Source organism: Streptomyces alboniger, assembly GCF_008704395.1.
GTDB lineage: Bacteria > Actinomycetota > Actinomycetes > Streptomycetales > Streptomycetaceae > Streptomyces > Streptomyces alboniger.
This window is the reverse complement of record NZ_CP023695.1, coordinates 6382483-6400057: the sequence shown is the minus strand read 5'-3', so window position 1 is coordinate 6400057 and position 17575 is coordinate 6382483. Positions and strand designations below refer to the sequence as shown.

Annotated in this window: 13 protein-coding genes; 5 read left to right on the top strand and 8 right to left on the bottom strand. The window is 73.0% G+C overall.

Annotated features, from left to right (window positions below; translation table 11 throughout):
• Nucleotides 1-43: 43 nt before the first annotated feature.
• The 7 genes from CP975_RS28165 to CP975_RS28135 form a co-directional block, all read right to left on the bottom strand.
• Nucleotides 44-487, bottom strand: a complete 444-nt coding sequence (locus CP975_RS28165) for a RidA family protein (protein WP_150477485.1) — start codon at nt 485-487, stop codon at nt 44-46.
• Complete coding sequence (locus CP975_RS28160) at nt 484-1701, bottom strand: Cmx/CmrA family chloramphenicol efflux MFS transporter (protein ID WP_055533242.1); 1218 nt, start codon at nt 1699-1701, stop codon at nt 484-486. The genes CP975_RS28165 and CP975_RS28160 overlap by 4 nt, the downstream gene beginning before the upstream one ends.
• A gap of 137 nt (nt 1702-1838) precedes the next feature.
• On the bottom strand, nt 1839-2996 hold the full coding sequence (locus CP975_RS28155; protein WP_055533240.1) for a N5-glutamine methyltransferase family protein: 1158 nt from the start codon (nt 2994-2996) through the stop codon (nt 1839-1841).
• Nucleotides 2997-3177: 181 nt separating this feature from the next.
• Nucleotides 3178-4704 (bottom strand): ABC transporter ATP-binding protein, encoded by a 1527-nt coding sequence (locus tag CP975_RS28150; protein ID WP_246201834.1) that lies wholly within the window; start codon nt 4702-4704, stop codon nt 3178-3180.
• 85 nt (nt 4705-4789) lie between these two features.
• Nucleotides 4790-5641 (bottom strand): ABC transporter permease, encoded by an 852-nt coding sequence (locus CP975_RS28145; RefSeq protein ID WP_055531758.1) that lies wholly within the window; start codon nt 5639-5641, stop codon nt 4790-4792.
• Nucleotides 5638-6648: an ABC transporter permease gene (locus tag CP975_RS28140; protein ID WP_055531756.1), complete on the bottom strand. Its 1011-nt coding sequence runs from the start codon at nt 6646-6648 to the stop codon at nt 5638-5640. Before CP975_RS28140 ends, CP975_RS28145 begins: the two co-directional genes overlap by 4 nt.
• On the bottom strand, nt 6633-8180 hold the full coding sequence (locus CP975_RS28135) for an ABC transporter substrate-binding protein (RefSeq protein ID WP_030779699.1): 1548 nt from the start codon (nt 8178-8180) through the stop codon (nt 6633-6635). The genes CP975_RS28140 and CP975_RS28135 overlap by 16 nt, the downstream gene beginning before the upstream one ends.
• 308 nt (nt 8181-8488) lie before the next feature.
• Here CP975_RS28135 and CP975_RS28130 point away from each other — a divergent pair, with 308 nt between their 5' ends.
• From CP975_RS28130 to CP975_RS28110, 5 genes are read left to right on the top strand one after another with little or no spacing between them, the layout of a single operon-like run.
• Complete coding sequence (locus tag CP975_RS28130) at nt 8489-9487, top strand: TauD/TfdA family dioxygenase (RefSeq protein ID WP_055531755.1); 999 nt, start codon at nt 8489-8491, stop codon at nt 9485-9487.
• 33 nt (nt 9488-9520) lie between these two features.
• Nucleotides 9521-10576 (top strand): ornithine cyclodeaminase family protein, encoded by a 1056-nt coding sequence (locus CP975_RS28125; protein WP_150477483.1) that lies wholly within the window; start codon nt 9521-9523, stop codon nt 10574-10576.
• Nucleotides 10567-11979: a type III PLP-dependent enzyme domain-containing protein gene (locus tag CP975_RS28120; protein ID WP_055531753.1), complete on the top strand. Its 1413-nt coding sequence runs from the start codon at nt 10567-10569 to the stop codon at nt 11977-11979. Before CP975_RS28125 ends, CP975_RS28120 begins: the two co-directional genes overlap by 10 nt.
• A gap of 47 nt (nt 11980-12026) precedes the next feature.
• A complete protein-coding gene (locus tag CP975_RS28115) occupies nt 12027-13058 on the top strand; it encodes a cysteine synthase family protein (RefSeq protein ID WP_055531584.1) in 1032 nt (343 codons plus the stop codon).
• A 5-nt stretch (nt 13059-13063) separates the two neighbouring features.
• The gene (locus tag CP975_RS28110) at nt 13064-14512 is read left to right on the top strand and encodes an MATE family efflux transporter (protein ID WP_055531588.1); all 1449 of its coding nucleotides are present in this window, start codon (nt 13064-13066) and stop codon (nt 14510-14512) included.
• Nucleotides 14513-14549: 37 nt separating this feature from the next.
• On the opposite strand, the gene CP975_RS28105 is transcribed toward CP975_RS28110, so the two are convergent.
• Entirely contained in the window at nt 14550-17405 is a 2856-nt protein-coding gene (locus CP975_RS28105; RefSeq protein ID WP_070321232.1) for an ATP-binding protein, read from the bottom strand.
• Nucleotides 17406-17575: the final 170 nt, after the last annotated feature.

Here is a 17575-nt window from a genome sequence, read left to right as displayed (position 1 = left end):
CCTACAGTAGACGTTTTGGAACGCTCTCACAAAACGCGGGGTGTCACTCCACGGCGCCGATCGCCTCGATCTCGATCAGCCACGCGGGATCGGCGAGCGCGGCGACCTGGACGAAGGACTCCGCGGGGAACGGCGCGACGTAGTACTCGGCACGCAGCCGGGCGAAGACGTCCTGGTGGGCCATGTCGGTGACGAAGACCGTGAGCTTGACCAGCCGGTCCAGGCCGGAGCCCGCGCGGCCGAGGACCGTGGCGAGGTTGGCGAGCGCGCGCCGGGCCTGCGCCTCGAAGTCCCCGGCGCCGACCGTGGCACCGCGCTCGTCGACCGGCGCCTGTCCCGAGGTGAAGACGAGGCCGCCGACGCGGATGCCGAGCGAGATGCCCGCCGACTCGTACCAGTCGGGCTCGGCGGTGACGCGGACGCGCGTGGCGTGGGGGGCGCGGGTGGCGTGTGGGGCGGCGTGGTCCTCCCGCGCGCCGGTGCTCACGCCTCCGCCTTGGCGGTCTCGCGGGCGATCACGGCCGTACGAGGGCCCGGCGTCGGCACCCGCTTCGGCCCCGAGCGCTGAAGGTACGCCGCCCACAGCACACCGGCCACACCCGCCGCGGCCAGCGCGGCCCCGACCCAGGCCACCGAGGCGTAGCCGAACCCGGCGTCGATGGCCAGGCCGCCGAGCAGCGGGGCCACGGTGTTGCCGACGTTGAACGCGGCCGTATTGGTCGCGCCGACGAGCGTCGGGGCGCCCGGCGCCAGGGTGAACACCTGGGACTGCAAGGCCGGGTTGGTGACGTAGCCGACGAGGCCGAGCAGGAAGACCAGGACGATCACCACGGCCGTCACGTGCGCCGTGAGGGCGAGCAGCGCGGAGAACAGAGCGAGCCCGCCGAGCCCGACGCCGAGCGTGCCCAGCGGCCGCGCCTCGGCCGTGCGTCCGCCGATCACGATGCCGACCATGCCGCCGACGCCGAAGAGGGCGAGCATCCCCGGCACCCACCCCTCGGAGACGCCGCTGACCTCGGTCAGGAGTGACGCCAGATAGCTGAAGGTGACGATGACCGCTCCGAAGGCGAAGGCCGTGATGGCGTACGAGAGCCACAGCTGCGGCCGTGCCATGCCCCGCAGTTCGGCCCTGACCGACAGGCGCTCGCCTGCGCCGCGGCCGCCGGGGACCACGAGCAGCGTGCCCACCAGGCTCACCACGGTCGCCGCGGCCACCGCCCAGAAGGCGGCGCGCCAGTCGGAGTACTGGCTGAGCACCGTGCCCGCGGGGACGCCGACGATGGTGGCGAGCGTCAGTCCGCACCCCACCACGGCGATCGCCCGCGCCTTGGCGGCCGCGGGCACGAGCGCCACCACGGTGGCCACGGATACGCCCCAATACCCGGCGTAGGCAAGTGCGCTGACGATGCGTGAGACAAACAGGACGGTGTAGCCGGGCGCGAGGGCGCCCACCACGTGGGCCGCGACGAAGGCGGCCTGGAGGGAGACGAGCGCCGTGCGGCGCGGCCAGCCGAGCGTGGCGACGGCGAGCAGCGGCGCGCCGATGACCATGCCGACAGCGAAGGCCGAGATGAGCAGTCCGGCGTCCGGGATCGACACCCCCAAGTCGTCGGCCATACCCGGCAACAGGCCGGACAGCATGAACTCCGAGGTTCCCTGGGTGAAGATACCGAGCCCCACTATGTACACCGCAGGTGGCATGGAAACGTCCTCCGACGTGCCGAGACCTTTTTGAAGCAACTGCTTCATAACTGACGAGTGAGGACGCTAACACATTCTGAAGCAGTTGCTCCATAACGGTGGAGCCGACCGGGGAGCCGGTCGGGTAACCAGCGGGGTCAGCGGGGCGCCAGCCTCCACAGCGACGTGACCTCGGCCGCGCGGGCCGTGTGCAGCGGGTCGGTGGTGTCCGCGGCGCGCGGGTGGCGGGGGACGGTGTCGAGCCGGTCGACGACCCGCAGCTCCGCCGCGTCAAAGAGCGCCAACAGGTCGGCTCGCGACCGCAGTTGGAGGTGTTCCGCCAGGTCCGAGAGGACGAGCCAGCCTTCGCCGCCCGGCTCCAGGTGTTCCGCGAGCCCGGTCAGGAAGGCGCGCAGCATCGCGCTGCCCTGGTCGTACACGCCCTGCTCGACGGCGGAGGCCGGGCGGGCGGGCAGCCACGGCGGGTTGCACACCACGAGCGCGGCCCGGCCCGCCGGGAAGAGCCCGGCGTCGACCACGTCCACCCGCCCGTCGAGCCCGAGGCGCCGGACGTTGTCGCGCGCGCAGGCGAGGGCGCGCGGGTTGATGTCGGTGGCCACGACCCGGTCGAACCCGCGCCGGGCGAGCACCGCGGCGAGGACGCCCGTTCCGGTGCCGATGTCGAACGCCGTACGCGGCGCGGCGGAAGGCAGGGCCCCTGGCCGGTCCGCCACGGGCGGCAGCGGGGCGCACGCCACCAGGTCGACGTACTCCCCTCTGACCGGCGAGAACACGCCGTAGTGGGGGTGGATGCGGTCACCGTCGAGGGCGGGTACCTCCACGCCCTTCGTCCGCCATTCGTGGGCGCCGATGACGCCGAGGAGTTCCCGCAGGGAGACCACCATCGGGCCGTCGGGCGGCCCGTACGCCTCCCGGCAGGCGGCGCGGACGTCGGGCGCCCTGCGCAGCGTCAGGCCGTACTCCTCGTCGAGGCGTACGAGCAGCATGCCGAGCACACGGGCGCGGTGGCCGCGGGCCCGCCGGTGCAGGTGGAAGCCGTCGGCGGGGGTGGCGCCCGAGGGCGTGGGCTTCCTGTCGACGCGGCGCGCCAGGGCGGCGAGCAGCTGCCGGGCGCCGTGGAAGTCGCCGCGCCAGAGCAGCGCGGTGCCCTCGCAGGCGAGGCGGTGGGCGGCGTCGGCCTTCGTCCGGTCGTCGGCGACGACGACCCGGCGGGGCGGGGCCGCGTCGCTTTCGGAGTGCCAACGGGCGTACTGGGTGGGGGTGTTGTCGTTCTCGGTCCACTCGATGCGGGGCATCGGGGTCTCCTCCTGGTCGTGGGCGCCGGGACACGAAGCGCGCTTCGACGAGGAGGGGGCGGACCTCCTGGGTGACGGCCCCTGACGGACGTCAGGGCATCAGGGCAGGTCCGTCTCCCGCGTCGCGGCGCGCGAGGAGACGTCACCGACCACCATGCCCATGTTCATGACCGGAAACCTGTCACACCGGCCGCTCCCCTGGCAAACGTACGTCCGCGGCCCCCGCCACGCCCGCGAGGATCCGCTCGGTCGCGCCGGACTCCACGGCCCGGCCGTCGGAGAGGACCAGCAGCGCGTCCGTGCGGCTCGCCACCAGCCGCAGGTCGTGGCTGATGAGGATGAGGGCGAGGGCACGGCTCTCCCGCAGCTCTTCGAGGAGGTCCATGACCGCCCCCGCGGTCCTGTCGTCCAGGGCCGAGGTGACTTCGTCGCAGACCAGGACGTCGGGGTCGGCCGCCAGCGCCCTGGCTATGGAGGCGCGCTGCCGCTGCCCACCGGAGAGTTCGTGGGGGTAGCGGTCGGCGAAGTTCGCGGGCAGGCCGACGCTCTCCAGGAGTTCCAGGACGCGCCCGGGGACCTCGGCGCGCGGGGCGCGGCCGTGCAGCCGCAGCGGCCGGCCGAGGGTCTCGCCCACCGTCCGGCTGGGGTTGAGGGTGCCGAGCGGGTCCTGCGGCACGAGCTGGAGCGCGCGGCGCTGGGCGCGGGTGCGGCCGTGGGCGGCGGGGTGGAGGCGTACGCCGTCGAGCGTGACGGTGCCCTCGGCGGGCCGGTGCAGCCCGACGACAGCGCGTACGAGCGTGGTCTTGCCGGATCCGGAGGCGCCGACGATGCCCGTGCTGGATCCGGCGGTGACGGTGAGGCCGACGTCGTGCAGGACGGGGACGGCGCGGCCGCGGTGGGTGAAGGACGCGCACAGTCCGGCGACGGCGAGCTTGGGGGTGCCGTCCGCAGGGGTCCGGGCCTCGACCGTACGGGGGCGGGGCGCGGGCAGGGGCAGGGGCGGCGCGCCGGCGGCGGACAGGTCGACGACGTCGTCCGCCAGGCGCGTGACGAGGTCGGTGTCGTGGCAGGAGAGGGCGACCGCGAGGCGGTGGTGGGCCGCCAGGTGCCGCAGCAGTTCGGCGATCTCGTCCCGCACCTCCGGGTCGAGGCCCGCGGTGGGCTCGTCGAGGAGGAGGACGGCGGGGCGGCGGGCGAGGGCCCTGGCGAGGGCGACGCGACGCTGCTGGCCGCCGGACAGCTCGCCCGTGCGCCGGTTCTCCAGCCCCTGGCCGAGAGGGAGCCGTACCTCCTCCAGCTGGGCGCGCAAGGCCTCGGCGCCGCGGTCGACGGCGACCTCGGCGATGAGGCGGCGCACCTTCATGCGGGGGTTGAGCCCGGAGCCGGGGTCCTGGCCGAGGTAGGCGAGGCGGTGGCGGCGCAGGGCGCGCAGGTCGGCGGCGCCGAGCGCCAAGGGGTCCTGGCCGAGCACCTCGACCGTGCCCGCGGTGCGCCGGGCGCCGGGCGGCAGGACCCCGGCCACAGCCCGCAGGAGGGTGGTCTTGCCGGACCCCGAGGGCCCGACGAGCGCGGTGACGCGACCGGGCCGCACCTCCATGCCGCCGCCCTCCAGGAGGAGCCGTCCGTCGGCGGCGGCCACACTCAGTCCGTCGACGCGCACCGCCACCCCGGAGGAGGGGACCTGCCCCTTCGGGTACCAGTCGGGCATGTGGTTCACGAGGCGACCCCCCGGGTCATCGCGGTCTCTTGCTTCGCGGAGACGGGCTCTTGCTTCGCGGAGACGGGCTCGCGCTTCACAGCGCGGTCACCTCTCTCCTGCCGGACCGCGGCACCAGCGCCGAGGCCGCGAGGTTGACGCTCATGGCGAGGAGGCCGATGGCGAGGGAGGGTGCGAGGACCGCCCAGGGGTTCAGGACGATTCCGCCGGAGTTCTCGCGGATCATCAGTGCCCAGTCCGCGGCGGGTGGTTGTGGGCCCACCTGGAGGAAACCGGCCGTCGCCACGATGTAGACGGCGGCGACGAAGCGCAGGCCGAAGAGGGCGAGCAGCGTGGCCCGCAGATTGGGCAGGACCTCGCGTACGACGAGGTGCCACAGGCGTTCCCCGCCGACCGCCGCGGCCTCGATGTACCCGGAGGCGGCGACCGGCGCGGCGGCGCCCGCGACCAGGCGTACGGCGTAGGGCACGCCCATCACCACGGCGGCCGCGATGACGGCGAACCGTCCGCCGCCCGGCCAGGACAGCGCGATGAGCAGGATGCCGAGGACGGCGGGCAGCAGCATGAGGACGTCCGCGCAGCGTTCGACGACGCGGCCGACGGCGGGGCGCAGCGCGCCGAGGGCGCCGAGGAACGCGGCGGCGCCGGTCACCAGGGCGGCCACCAGCAGGGAGGTGGCGATGAGTTCGCGGCCGCCGGCGAGCAGGCGGCTCAGGACGTCGCGGCCGAGCTGGTCACCGCCGAGCGCCGCCTCGCCGCCCGGTTCGGCGTAGGGGGCGGTGACGGGGGTGTCGATGGCGTGCGGCGCGAGCCAGGGCCCGGCGAAGGCGAGGGCGACGAGCAGCAGGGCGGGCAGGACGCGCAGGACGACGCCGCGGCGCGGGAGGCGGCGTGCGGCCCGCTTCGCCAGGGTGAGGGGCGCGGTCATGTTCGGCCTCCCGAAGCCCAGGAACGTACGAGGTCGGCGAGGAGCAGCACGCCGGTGATGACGGCTCCGGTGACGGCGACGACGCCGGCGACGAGGGGGCCGTCGCGGTCGGTGACGGCGCCCGCGAGGACCGAGCCGATACCCGGGTAGTTGAAGATGGTCTCCACCACGACGGCGCCGCCGAGCAGCATGCCGGTGGAGGTGGCGATGCCCGCGGCGATGGTGGGCAGCGCGCCCGGCAGCAGGTGGTGGGTGAAGACGCGGTGGCGCGGCAGCCCGTCGATGACGGCGCTCTCCACATGCGGCGCCTTGGCCTCGTCGGCGAGGGCCGCGCGCACGATGCGGACGTTCCAGCCGATCTGCGGGATCGCGAGGGCGAGGACGGGCAGGATCAGCATCCGCCAGGAGGCGGGCGAGCCGTCGGCGTCGGTGAGGGTGACCGCGGGCAGCAGGTCGGTCCAGAGCGCGAACACCAGGACGAGCGCGACGGCGACGACGAACTCCGGCAGCGCGAGGATCCCGGTGGCGGTCGCGGAGACGGCCCGGTCCGTGGCACCGCCCGGCTTGAGCGCGGCCCAGCAGCCGAGCGCGATCGAGACGGCGAGGGTCACCAGGAGCGCGAGACCGCCGAGGAGCAGGGTGTTGGGCAGCGGCTTGGAGAGGATGTCGGCGATGGGCTCGCCGCGCGCGGACGTGCCGAAGTCGCCGGTGGGCAGGCCGGTCATCCACTCCCAGAAGCGGGTGAGGACGGGCCGGTCCAGGCCGAGGAGTTCGCGGCGGCGCGCCAGGTCGGCGGCGCTCTCGCCGCGCTCCGATGTGGCGTTGGCGGCGTCGCCCGGCAGGAGTTCGACGGCGACGAAGACGGTGACGAGCAGGACGGCGAGCAGCAGCGCCCGGCGGGCGAGCAGCCCGGCCAGGCGCAGGGTCCCGGAGAGCGCGGGACCGGCGGGCCGCGGGCGAGGACCCGCGACCCGCTCGCTCACCGTGCCGCTCAGCGGGCCAGCCATGCCCGCTCGAGCTGGACGCGTCCGTAGCCGGGCAGCTTGGGCAGGCCGTGCACAGGGGCCGCGGCGAGGTCGATGCCCTCGGCGACGCCCCACAGGAGGTAACCGGAGTCGTCGTGCTGGATCTGCTGGACCTTCTTGAGGGCCTTGGCGCGCGCGGCCGCGTCCTTGCCGCCGATGGCCTCGCGGTAGGCGGCGTCGAACTCCTTGCTCTTCCAGGCCGCCTCGTTCTGGGCGGACTTGGACTCCATGGTCTTGCTGGCGAAGAAGAGCACCGAGTCGTTGGTGCCCCAGTAGGTGGTGTACAGGTCGGCCTTGAGCCACGTCTTGTCGTAGAAGGTGGCGGACTCCTGCTTGACGACCTGGACCTTCACGCCCGCCTCGCGGACCTGGCTCGCGAAGAGCGTCGCGGACTCGGCGAGGCCCGGGACGTCCTCGGTCGTCATCAGCTTGTACGTCTTGGAGGTGTCGAAGTCCGCTTCCTTCAGGAGGGACTTGGCCTTGGCGAGGTCGCGTGCGCGCTGCGGGATGCCCGACTCGTAGGCGGGGTCGCCGGTGCCCATGATGTCGTTGCCGACGGTGCCGTAGCCGGACAGGACCTGCTTGACCATGGCCTTGCGGTCGACGGCGAGGCGCAGCGCCTCACGGACCTTGGGGTCGGCGAAGGGGCCGTCGCCCGCGCGCATGATGATCGGCATCGCCATGTCGTCGGGGCGGCGCACGACCTGGATGTCGCTGCGCTTCTCGGCGGTACGGGCGGCGACCGCGCCGACGTTGGAGGCGAGGTCGATCTGGCCGGCGAGCAGGGCGTTGGACATGGCCTGCGGGGACTCGAAGATCTTGACCTCGATGGCGTCGAGGAGCACCTCGCCGCCGTGCCACTTGTCGTTGCGGACGAGGCGCGCGTTGCCGGAGCGGAACCAGTCGAGCTTGAAGGGACCGGTGCCGGGCGCCTTGCCGAGGTCCTTCTCCTTGGTGTCCTTCTTCAGTACGAAGGTGGACAGGCGGGTGAGCAGGGGCAGTTCGGCGTTGGCGTAGTCGGAGACGAGGACGACGGTGTCCTTGCCCTCGGCCTTGATGTTCTCGGCCTTGATGCCGGGCAGCCGGGAGGCCCCGGAGGGCGTGCCGCGCAGGCGCTTGAGGGACCAGACGACGTCGTCGGCGGTGACGGGGGTGCCGTCGTGGAACTCGGCGCCCTCGGCGATCTTGAAGCGCCAGGTCTTCAGGTCGGCGGACGGCTTCCAACTGGCCGCGAGGCGCGCGGCGGTGTTGTCCTTGGCGCCGGGCGCGGTGAGGGTGTCGTACACGAGGGCGATGATGAGGTAGTCGCTCTCGTTGGCCTGGGTGCCGTGCGGGTCCCGGGTGATCGCCGAGGCCCGGCCGAGGGCTCCGACGCGCAGGGTGCCGCCCTTGCGGGGCTTGCCTCCGCCGCCCGCCTTGGACGAGGTGTCGTCGCCCCCCGAGCACGCGGTGAGCAGTGTCGCCGTACCCAATGCCCCGCCGGCCCACAGCACTTGGCGCCTGGTGATGTCCACGTACGTCCTCGTTCCAGTTCAGAGCGGCCTGTCGAAGCGCGATCGAAGCACGATCGAAGCGCGTGTCGAAGCAGAAATACGATCGGAAAATCTTAGGGTTGCCTACCCTAATGGCCCTTGTGTGCGCAACCCCGCGCACGCCGCCAAGTGCGCCCCCCACCTTCCAACTTGCCGCCCGGTAGGGGATGGTTCAACCATGAATCAGGAAGGTTTGCCTTACCTAAGTTTACTGCTAGCGTTCGACTCGTCACCGGTGATCGCACGCCCGGATTCCTCCACCAACTCGACGGAAACGGACTAATTTCGCGATGAGCACGGCCGCAGCCGCACCCGTCCGCCAGCTCGATCCCCACTCCGTGGGCGAGCTCCGCACCGCAGCCGAGAAGATTCTCGCCGAATTCGGCACTTCCGCGACATCTCCCCAGCTTCTCGCACGAGTTGAGGAGTCGGCGGCGGAGTTCGGCGCCACCCTGCGCCACCACTGCCGCCCCGTCGACACCGACGACGGCCTCTTCGTCCTGCGCGGCCTGGAAGTCGACGACGCCCAGGTGGGGCCGACCCCGCCCGGCTGGGCCCACGCGGGCGACAGCGGAGCCGTGCACGACATCGTGCTCCTGCTGCTGGCCAGCGTGATGGGCAACCCCATCGCCTGGCAGGGCCAGCAGGACGGCAGGTTCGTGCACAACATCGTGCCCTCGCCCGGCCATGAGTCCGAGCAGACCGGCGCGAGCAGCGCGGTGCTCCTCAGCCCGCACACCGAGGACGCCTTCCACCCCGGCCGCGCGCATCTGCTGATGCTGGGCTGCATGCGCAACCACGACCGCATCGCGACCACCGCGGCCAGTGTCCGCAAGGTCCGGCTCACCGACGAGGACGTGGAGTTGCTCTCCCGGCCCGCCCTGCCGATCCTGCCCGACGACGCCTACGCCGAGGCCCAGGGCTACGCCGACGCCGCTCCCCCGCCCGTGCCCACGCTCTTCGCCGCCGAGGACGGGCTCACCCTGCGCTTCGACCCCGCGTACACGCCCCTCGACCAGGCGGACGGGGAGTACCGAGCCGCGTACCAGCGCCTGGAGGACGAACTCGCCCGCGTCTCCGTCGCGGTCAGCCTCGACCCCGGGGAGGTCCTCGTCGTCGACAACGACCTGGTCGTGCACGGCCGGGTGCCCTTCAAGGCGCGCTACGACGGGACCGACCGCTGGCTCAAGCGGGCCTCCGTGCGGGTGCCCGGGCGGCGCGGACGCCCCTTGGCCGAGGCCGACGAGCACGGTTACGGTCAGGCGGCGCTCGAAGCGCACGCCGCCTGAACGCGCCCCCACGGAACGGAAGGAACGGACATCATGACCGGCAGTACCCCGCCCAGCCCCACCGAGGACCGAATACCCGGCAGCCCCGCCGAGCCCCGGACATCCGGCGACGACCAGCATCTGCGGATCCTGTCGACCAGCGACCTCGCCGGCATCGACATCTCCCTCTCCGACGTGATCGCGACCGTCGAGGGCGCCTACCGCACGCTGTACGCCGGGGAGTCGGACAACCCGCGCAAGCTCACCGTGAAGCCGAAGGACGGGCACTCCGTCTCGTACGCGATGCTCGGCCGTGACGGCTCCCGCGACGTCGTCGCCATCAAGACCTCGTACAAGCACGGCCTGGACAAGGGCCGCGAGGAGCAGCACTACTACACCTCGCTCACGCTCTACGACGACGTGACCGGACTGCCGGTGGCGATGATGGACTGCTCCCGCATCGGCTCGCTGCGCACCCCGGCCGTCTCCGCGCTGCTCGCCCGCGAGCTGGCCGCGCCCGGCGCCCGCAGCGCCCTGGTCGTGGGGACCGGGACGCAGGGGCGGCTGGCGCTGCCGTTCCTGCTGACCGCGCTGCCCGGCCTGGAGCGGCTGATGCTGTCCGGCACGCACCCCGAGGGCATCCAGGCGGTACGCGACGAGCTGCACCGGCACTTCCCCGGGCGCGAGCTGGAACTGGTCGAGGACCTGCGGGCCGCAGCCGGGGACGCCGACGTCATCGTGGCCACCGCGGGCGGGCACACCCCCGCGGCGATCGAGGCGGACTGGCTGAAGCCGGGCGCCCTCTCCATCCTGGTCGGCCACGGCCTCGCCCCCTCGACCCTGCACCGGGCCGACCGCGTCGTCGCCACGAGCGAGGCGCAGATGAACGTCACCGGGACGGACATGGCAGACGCCGAGGGCAAACTGCCCGCGGTGGACACGGAGTTCCCCCCGGTGCTCGCGGGCGTCGCGGCCGGCCGCACCGGCGCCGAGGAGCGGATCTTCGCGTACAACAGCGGTCTGGTCGTCACGGACATCGCCCTGGGGCACCGCTTCGCACAGCTCGCGCTGGAGCAGGGCCTCGGGACCGAGGTGGCGGTGTGGCGGTGAGCGGGGCGGAGGTCTCCGCGGGGCTGCCCGCACTGCCGGACCCCGCCACCGACTCCGTGCTGGCCTCCGGGCTCGTCGAGGAGCTTTCCTACGCCTTCGGCGGCCCCTTCCACTTCCTGCTGCCGGACGCGTTCGACGCCAACCTGCGTGCGATGCGCGGGGCGTTGGAGGACGCGGGAGTCGCCGGGTTCGTGTACTACGCGAAGAAGGCCAACAAGGCCGCCGTGTGGGTCGAGCGGTGTGCGGCCCAGGGCGCGGGCGTCGACGTCGCCTCCCTCGGAGAGCTGCGCGAGGCGCTCGGTCACGGCGTACCCGGCGAGCACCTCGTGGTCACCGGGCCCGCCAAGGCGCACGACCTGCTGCGGCTCGCGGTGCGCCAGGGCGCGCTCATCGCCGTGGACGCGCTGGACGAACTCGACGCGCTCCTCTCCCTCGTGGCCGGCGAGGGCGCCGGCCATGTGACGCGGCCCGCCCGCGTCCTGCTGCGTGCCCTGCCCCCCGGCCAGCCGCACAGCCGCTTCGGCCTGACCGAGGCCGAGCTGGCCACGGCCATGGACCGCTGCGCGCACGCGGGCGAGACCGCCCTGCGCATGGAGGGCTTCAGCTTCCACCTCTCCGGATACGACGTCGCGGCGCGCGCGGAGTCGGCGGCCTCGCTCGCCGAACTGTGCGTCAAAGCGCGGACCTTGGGGCTGCACGCCGACCGCGTCAGCATCGGCGGAGGGCTGCCGATCAGTTACGTCGGCGCCGACGACTGGCGGGCCTTCCTCGCCGCGCGGCACGACGGGCACTTCCACGCGCGCAAGTCGTTCGAGGACGGCGACTTCTATCCGTACCACTCGCCCGTCGCGGGCGCGGACGCGCTCCGGGCGCTGCTGGCGCATCGCACCGGGGGGCGCGCGCTGGCCGCCGTGCTTCGAGACGCGGGCGTACGCCTGCTGCTCGAACCGGGCCGGGCGCTGCTCGACCGCGCGGGCGGGACGGTGTTCCGCGTGCAGGGCGTCAAGGAGCGGGCGGGCTACCGGCTGCTGACCGTGGACGGGAGCAGCCTGAGCCTGTCGGAGCAGTGGTTCGCCAGCGAGTACCTGCCCGACCCGGTGCTGGTTCCCCGCGGGGGCGCCGAAGAGACGGGCGGCGCCGCGGGCCCGGCCGCCACCGAAGGTACGTATCCCTCCAGCGTCGGCGCCGCGACCTGCCTGGAGTCGGACATGGTCACCTGGCGGAAAATCCCCTTCCGACGGCAGCCGCGCGTCGGTGACCTGCTGGTCTACCCCAACACGGCCGGCTACCAGATGGACTCCAACGAATCCCCCTTCCACGACCTGCCGCTGCCGCCCAAGGTCGTCGTCGACCGCACCGAACTGCCGCGCCCGCGCTGGCGGTTGGACCGCCACTTCACCTGACGCCCCCTCCCGCCCCCGCCCCTCCCCTCCCGTACAGGAGCACATCGATGCCCGGAGCCCTTCAGCGCCCCGCCGTGGTCTCCCACGTGTCCGACCTCATCGGCCGCACCCCCCTTCTGGAGCTCGCCACCACCGAGACCGGCAGCCGGCTGCTGCTGAAGCTGGAGATGTTCAACCCCACCGGCACCGCGAAGATCCGCATGGCCCGGCAGATGGTCCTCGACGCCGAGGAGCGCGGCGAGCTGCGCCCGGGCGGCCGGATCATCGAGTCCACGTCCGGCAACACCGGCCTCGGTCTCGCGGTCGTGGCCGCCGAGCGCGGCTACACCTTCACCGCCGTCGTGGACCACCACGCCTGCACGGACAAGCTGCGCGCGATGAAGGCCCTCGGCACGGAGCTGGTCTACGTCGACGAGGGCGGGGAGAGCGAGGAGCTGGCCACCGCCGCCCGCGAGGAACTCGCCGAGGAGATGGCGCGCGGCAAGGACAACACGATCTTCACGGAGCAGCACAACAACCCGAGCAACGGCGTCGGCTATTTCCCCGTCGCCCACGAGCTGCACGAGGCCCTCGACGGCCGGATCGACGTGCTCATCGGGGCGGTCGGCACGGGCGGCGCCCTGTGCGGCACCACCCGTGAACTGCGCAAGCTCGTACCGGACTTCGCGACGGTCGGGGTCGAGCCCAAGGGGTCGATCGCGTTCGGTGGGCCCGCCCACGACTACTACCAGTCCGGCACGGGTACGCCGGAGGGCGCCGAGATCGGGGCGCTCGTCGACTTCGACCTCATCGACGAGGGCGTCAAGGTCGGGGACGTCGAGGCGTTCGCGACCTGCCGCGCCGTGGCCCGCACCGGGCTGCTCATCGGCGGCTCGGCGGGCGGTGTGGTGTACGAGGCACTGACCCGCCTGGGCACGCTCCCCCCGGGCAGCACTATGGTCGCCCTCATCAACGACGGCGGCGAGAAGTACCTGGACACCGTCTTCGACGACGCCTGGATGAACGCCCGCAACCTCCTCGATCCCGACGCGGAACGCGAGATCGACGAGCTCCTCACCAAGCTCCGCAGGAACCGATGACCTCGATGCCCCCCAAGCCCGACTCGCCCGCCGCTCCCGAAGCCCCCCACCGGGACGCGCCGCCCTCGGCGCTCGCCACACTGCTCGGCGACAGCCGCGCGCTGGCCACGCTCGCCGTTCCGCTCATCCTCACCCAGCTCGCCCAGGTCGCCCTGACCACCACCGACACGGTGATGATGGGCCTGCTCGGCACCCAGGAGCTGGCCGCGGGCGGCCTCGCCATCGTCATCTTCAACCAGCTCCGCACGATGGGTGTCGGCCTGGTCACCTCGGTCGGCAACCAGATAGCCGCGGCCGCCGCGCGCGCCGAGAAGGCCGGGGAGGAGGGTGCGGGGGGCGATCACGAGGAGGTCCGCGGGATCGTCCGCGCGAGCATGGCCGTCGCCACGCTCGCCGGGCTCGTCGGTGCCGTCCTCATGGTCCTCATCGGCCAGTGCCTGACCTGGCTCGGCCAGGACGCCGCCGTCGTCGACCGCACGCAGACGATGCTGATCGCGCTGGCGCCCGGCCTGCTGCCGTGTCTGTGGTTCCAGGCGATCCGCCAGTTCACCGTCGGCATGCGCCGCCCGCAGGCCCTGTTGCGCATCACGATCGCCTCGATCGCGGTCAACGCCGGCCTCAACTGGGTGCTCATCCACGGCACGTGGGGCCTTCCGAAGCTCGGCCTGACCGGCATCGGCGTGGCCACGTCCACGGTCTATCTCCTGTCGTTCCTCGCGCTGTACGCCTCCGCCAAGCGCGACGCCGCCCTGGCGCCGCTGCTCACGCTGAACGCCGCCAAGGCCGATCCCGCCGCCGTGAAGCGGCTGATCGGGCTCGGGGTGCCGATCGCCGCGACGTACGGCTCGGAGGCGGGGTTCTTCTCCGTGACGGCGCTGATGGCGGGCGCGTTCGGGCCGGCGGCGCTCGCCGCGCACACGGCCGTCAACCAGCTCGTGTACATCGTCTTCCAGGTCGCCGTCGGCCTCTCGCACGCCGCGTCCATCAACGTCAGCCGGGAGCTGGCGCTCGGCCGCTTCGACGACGCGCGGCGCATCAAGAACACCGCGCTGGCGTGCGCGGCGGCCGTCATGGCTGTCGTGGGCATCGCCTACCTCACCGTGCCGCGCCTGGTCCTGGCCCCCTTCATGGACTCCGGCTCCGACCGCGCGCTGACGATCGCCACGCATCTGCTGATCGTCACGGCGTTCCTTCAGTTCTTCGACTGCGCGCAGAACATCGGCGTGGGCCTGCTGCGCGGTCTCGACGACACCAAGAGCGGCTTCCGCATCACGGTCATCGGCTACTGGGCCGTCGGCCTGCCCGCGGCCTGGCTCCTCTCCCACCCGCTGGGCCTGGAGACGGTCGGCATCTGGCTCGGCCTCCTCACCGGCCTCGCCACGACGGCGGTCCTGCTGCTGCGGCGGTACGGTTCCTCGCTCGCGGCGAGAGAGGCGGCGGCGCCCACAGCCTGACGTACCGCGGGCCGCCCCCGCCAAGGGCGCGGGACGGCTATGGTCCGCGCCGCAGCGCCGCGGACACCTCGGCGCGATGGTCGACCCGGAGTTTCTTCAGCGTCCGGGCGACGTGGTGCTCGACCGTGCGCACCGAGAGGCAGAGCGCCTGGGCGATGTCACGGTTGCTCGCGCCCTCGGCGAGCAACCGGGCCACTTCGGCCTCCCGCGGCGAGAGACCCTCGCCGTAGCCGCGCCGTCCGGGGGTGGCGGGACGTTTCGCGCCCGCCTCCCGCAGGGCGTGCCGGCACCGGGCGAGGTCGGCGGTGGCCCCGAGCCTGCTGTAGGTGTCGAGCGCCTCGCCGAGGGAGGAGGTGTCCACGTGGGCCCGCGGACCGTCGTGGCAGTGGGCGAGCAGCTCGACGGCCCGGGCAGCGGGGTAGGGCCGGCCGATGGCACGCCACATGTCGCGGGCCCGCCGGAACCACCGGGCCGCGCCGTCGGGGTCGGAGTCCTGTTCCAGTAGGCCGCGAGCCACGCACAGTTCGGCGTCCGCGGCCGGCGCGATGTAGCTCTCCTGTGCTGCCAGCGCTTGCTCCACCACCTGTTGCGCCGCCGCGCGGTGACCGGTCCTCAGGGCCGCTCGGACCGCCGCCTGCACCACCCCCAGGAGCTTGTACCAACTGGAGGAGGACTGGAGCAGCCGGATCGCGGGACCGAGCGCTTCCCAGGCCCTGTCCGGCTCGTCGCGGGCGAGATGGACCTCGGCGGTGGCCGCCGCCGCGTGCAGGGCGCACAGCGTCCCGCCGATGCGTTCCCCCGCGCCGCGGGCGAACTCCAAGTGCTCCATCGCCTTGGCCCACTGCCCTTTGCTCGCCGCCAGGCTCCCGCCGAGAAGTGCTTGCTCGCGCTGTGCGATCGCCATGTCGGGGCACGACGTGTTCAGTTCGTCGAGGCGCTCCTCAAGGCCGTCCCACGCGCCGGAGAGCCAGTCGTATCGCAGGAGCTGGGCCCGGGCGAAGCACTCCAGGGACGGGTTGACACCATCGGTGGTAAGCCGGACGGTCTCGTGCAGCAGCGCGGCGGCGCGCGCGTCCTCCCCCCGGTTCAGCGCGTTCGTTCCGACGTTGTACAGGGCGATGAGCCGCTGCCTTCGTGCCTCGGGGTGCGGCGAGGTGCGCGGGAGGGCGTCGACCCGTTCCCACAGTGCGGGGTGACCGTCCCTGGCCATCAGGAACAGCTTGGCGCCCTCCAGTTCGGCCAGCCGCCCCTCGTCCCGGCAGCCCCGCAGGGCCGTCTCGGCCCGGTCCACACACAGGGCGATCTCGGCGGGGGTCTGGACGCGCTCGTAGAAGATCGCGTTGAGCATGCCGGACGCGGCGAGAGCGGGCCACGGTTCGAGTTCCTCCGTGGCCTTCATCAGCTCTCGGAACGAGGCCACGTCACCCGCGTGGTTCATGAGGACCGCGGCGAGGGTGAGCCTGACCCGGCCGCGGGTCAGGGCGGGGAGCGTGGGGTCGTCCACGAGCCGCCGCATGATGGCCAGATGGTGCGCGAAGCGGGTGAACTTGTGCGCGATGTCGGAGAGGGCGAGGGCGGCGTGTGAGCGGGCCTGCGGTCGCACTCCCTCCGCGCCGAGGATGCCGTGCAGGAGTTGGGAGGCGACGCCGTCGTCCCCCACGGCGACGGCTTCGCGGGCCGCTTCCTCGGCCTCCCTCAGCCACGTCTCCTTGTCCCCCAGCGCCTTGGTGTGGTGGGCGATCTGGACCAGCGGAGGCCGCTGCTGTCCGCGCAGTACGCCATGTGCCCGCCGGTGCAGTTGCAGTCGCCTCGGGCCGGGGAGGTCCCCGTACACGGCTTGCTGCGCGAGTACGTGGCGGAAGGCGTACTTGGCGGGTTCCGGCTCGTGCAGGAGCGCTCGGTGCAGGGCCTGGGTGAGCGCGGTGGTGGCCTGATCGGCCTCAAGGCCGGCCACCTCCGCCAGGACGTCCTGGGTGGCGGGCACCGCGAGGACGGCCGCGGCCTCCACGACGCGGGCGGCGGGCTCCGGCAGCACGGCGAGCCGCTCGTGGACGGCTTCCCGCAGGGAGCGCGGCACGGGTGACCGGCCCAGGGCCTCCGTCTCCTGTTCGAGCCCTTGCGGCGCGTTCTTCTTGCGCCGGTCCAGGAGCGTGAGCAGGTCCTCCTCCACCGCCAGGGCGAGACCGGCGCTGCGCCGGTGCAGGACCTGCCCCAGAGCGCGGCCCGCGACGCGCCCCACGACTCCCGACGCCAGGGTCGTGACCTCCTGTTCGCTGAGCGGCTGGAGCCGGATCTCGCCGCCCGACACACCGATCGGCCTGCGGTACGCGCTGCCCAGGACCGGCTCGGTGGGCGGCAGGTCCTCCGCGCGGTACGTCAGGACGAGGCCGAGGCCGGGCGGGGGTTCCCGGGCGATGAGGAACAGGAGTTCCCGGGTGGCCTCGTCCGCCCAGTGCATGTCCTCGATGACCAGCACCACCGGTTCGACCGCGCGCAGCACGTCTCGGATGCCGAGGAGGAGCCGGTGCCGCTCGGGCATCGCGCCGGCCGCCTGCCGTGAGTCGTCGACGTGCGGCGCCAGGCCGGGGAGGAAGGAGGCCAGCGTCCGGGTCTCGGGGGTCAGGAGACAGTCCGCGGGGAGCCGCTCCGCCGCCTGGCCGACCGCCTGGAGAACGGGGCCGTACGGGAACGGCTCGCGCAGTGGGCAGCACAGGCCTGTCGCCACTTGCGTACCGTCGGCCGTGAGGAGTTGCTCCGCTTCGCGCACCAGCCGTGACTTGCCGGATCCCGCCTCGCCCTCGACCATGACCACTGAGGGGAGAGCCCGCAGCGGGGTGACGAGGTCTTCGAGTTGCCGCTCGCGGCCGACCAGAGTGAAACCATTTCGCCGCATCCACGAGATGTCCGTGGAAGTCACCGCTTGAACCACCGGTTCTCGCCCTCTGAAGGGTGTGACCGAGTCACACCCACCGGAACATCAGCCAGATACGCAGTTTAGGCGTTCTGCCCCTCTTCGCGCGACCCGCTGACAGTCCGTCGACAGGTCCACTGACGGCCCCGCCC

Coding starts and splice junctions, on each gene's coding strand:
- CP975_RS28130 (WP_055531755.1), top strand. CDS start 8,489: ATGAGCACGGCCGCAGCCGCACCCGTCCGCCAGCTCGATCCCCACTCC.
- CP975_RS28150 (WP_246201834.1), bottom strand. CDS start 4,704: ATGCCCGACTGGTACCCGAAGGGGCAGGTCCCCTCCTCCGGGGTGGCG.
- CP975_RS28140 (WP_055531756.1), bottom strand. CDS start 6,648: ATGGCTGGCCCGCTGAGCGGCACGGTGAGCGAGCGGGTCGCGGGTCCT.
- CP975_RS28155 (WP_055533240.1), bottom strand. CDS start 2,996: ATGCCCCGCATCGAGTGGACCGAGAACGACAACACCCCCACCCAGTAC.
- CP975_RS28110 (WP_055531588.1), top strand. CDS start 13,064: ATGCCCCCCAAGCCCGACTCGCCCGCCGCTCCCGAAGCCCCCCACCGG.
- CP975_RS28145 (WP_055531758.1), bottom strand. CDS start 5,641: ATGACCGCGCCCCTCACCCTGGCGAAGCGGGCCGCACGCCGCCTCCCG.
- CP975_RS28125 (WP_150477483.1), top strand. CDS start 9,521: ATGACCGGCAGTACCCCGCCCAGCCCCACCGAGGACCGAATACCCGGC.
- CP975_RS28105 (WP_070321232.1), bottom strand. CDS start 17,405: ATGCGGCGAAATGGTTTCACTCTGGTCGGCCGCGAGCGGCAACTCGAA.
- CP975_RS28115 (WP_055531584.1), top strand. CDS start 12,027: ATGCCCGGAGCCCTTCAGCGCCCCGCCGTGGTCTCCCACGTGTCCGAC.
- CP975_RS28160 (WP_055533242.1), bottom strand. CDS start 1,701: ATGCCACCTGCGGTGTACATAGTGGGGCTCGGTATCTTCACCCAGGGA.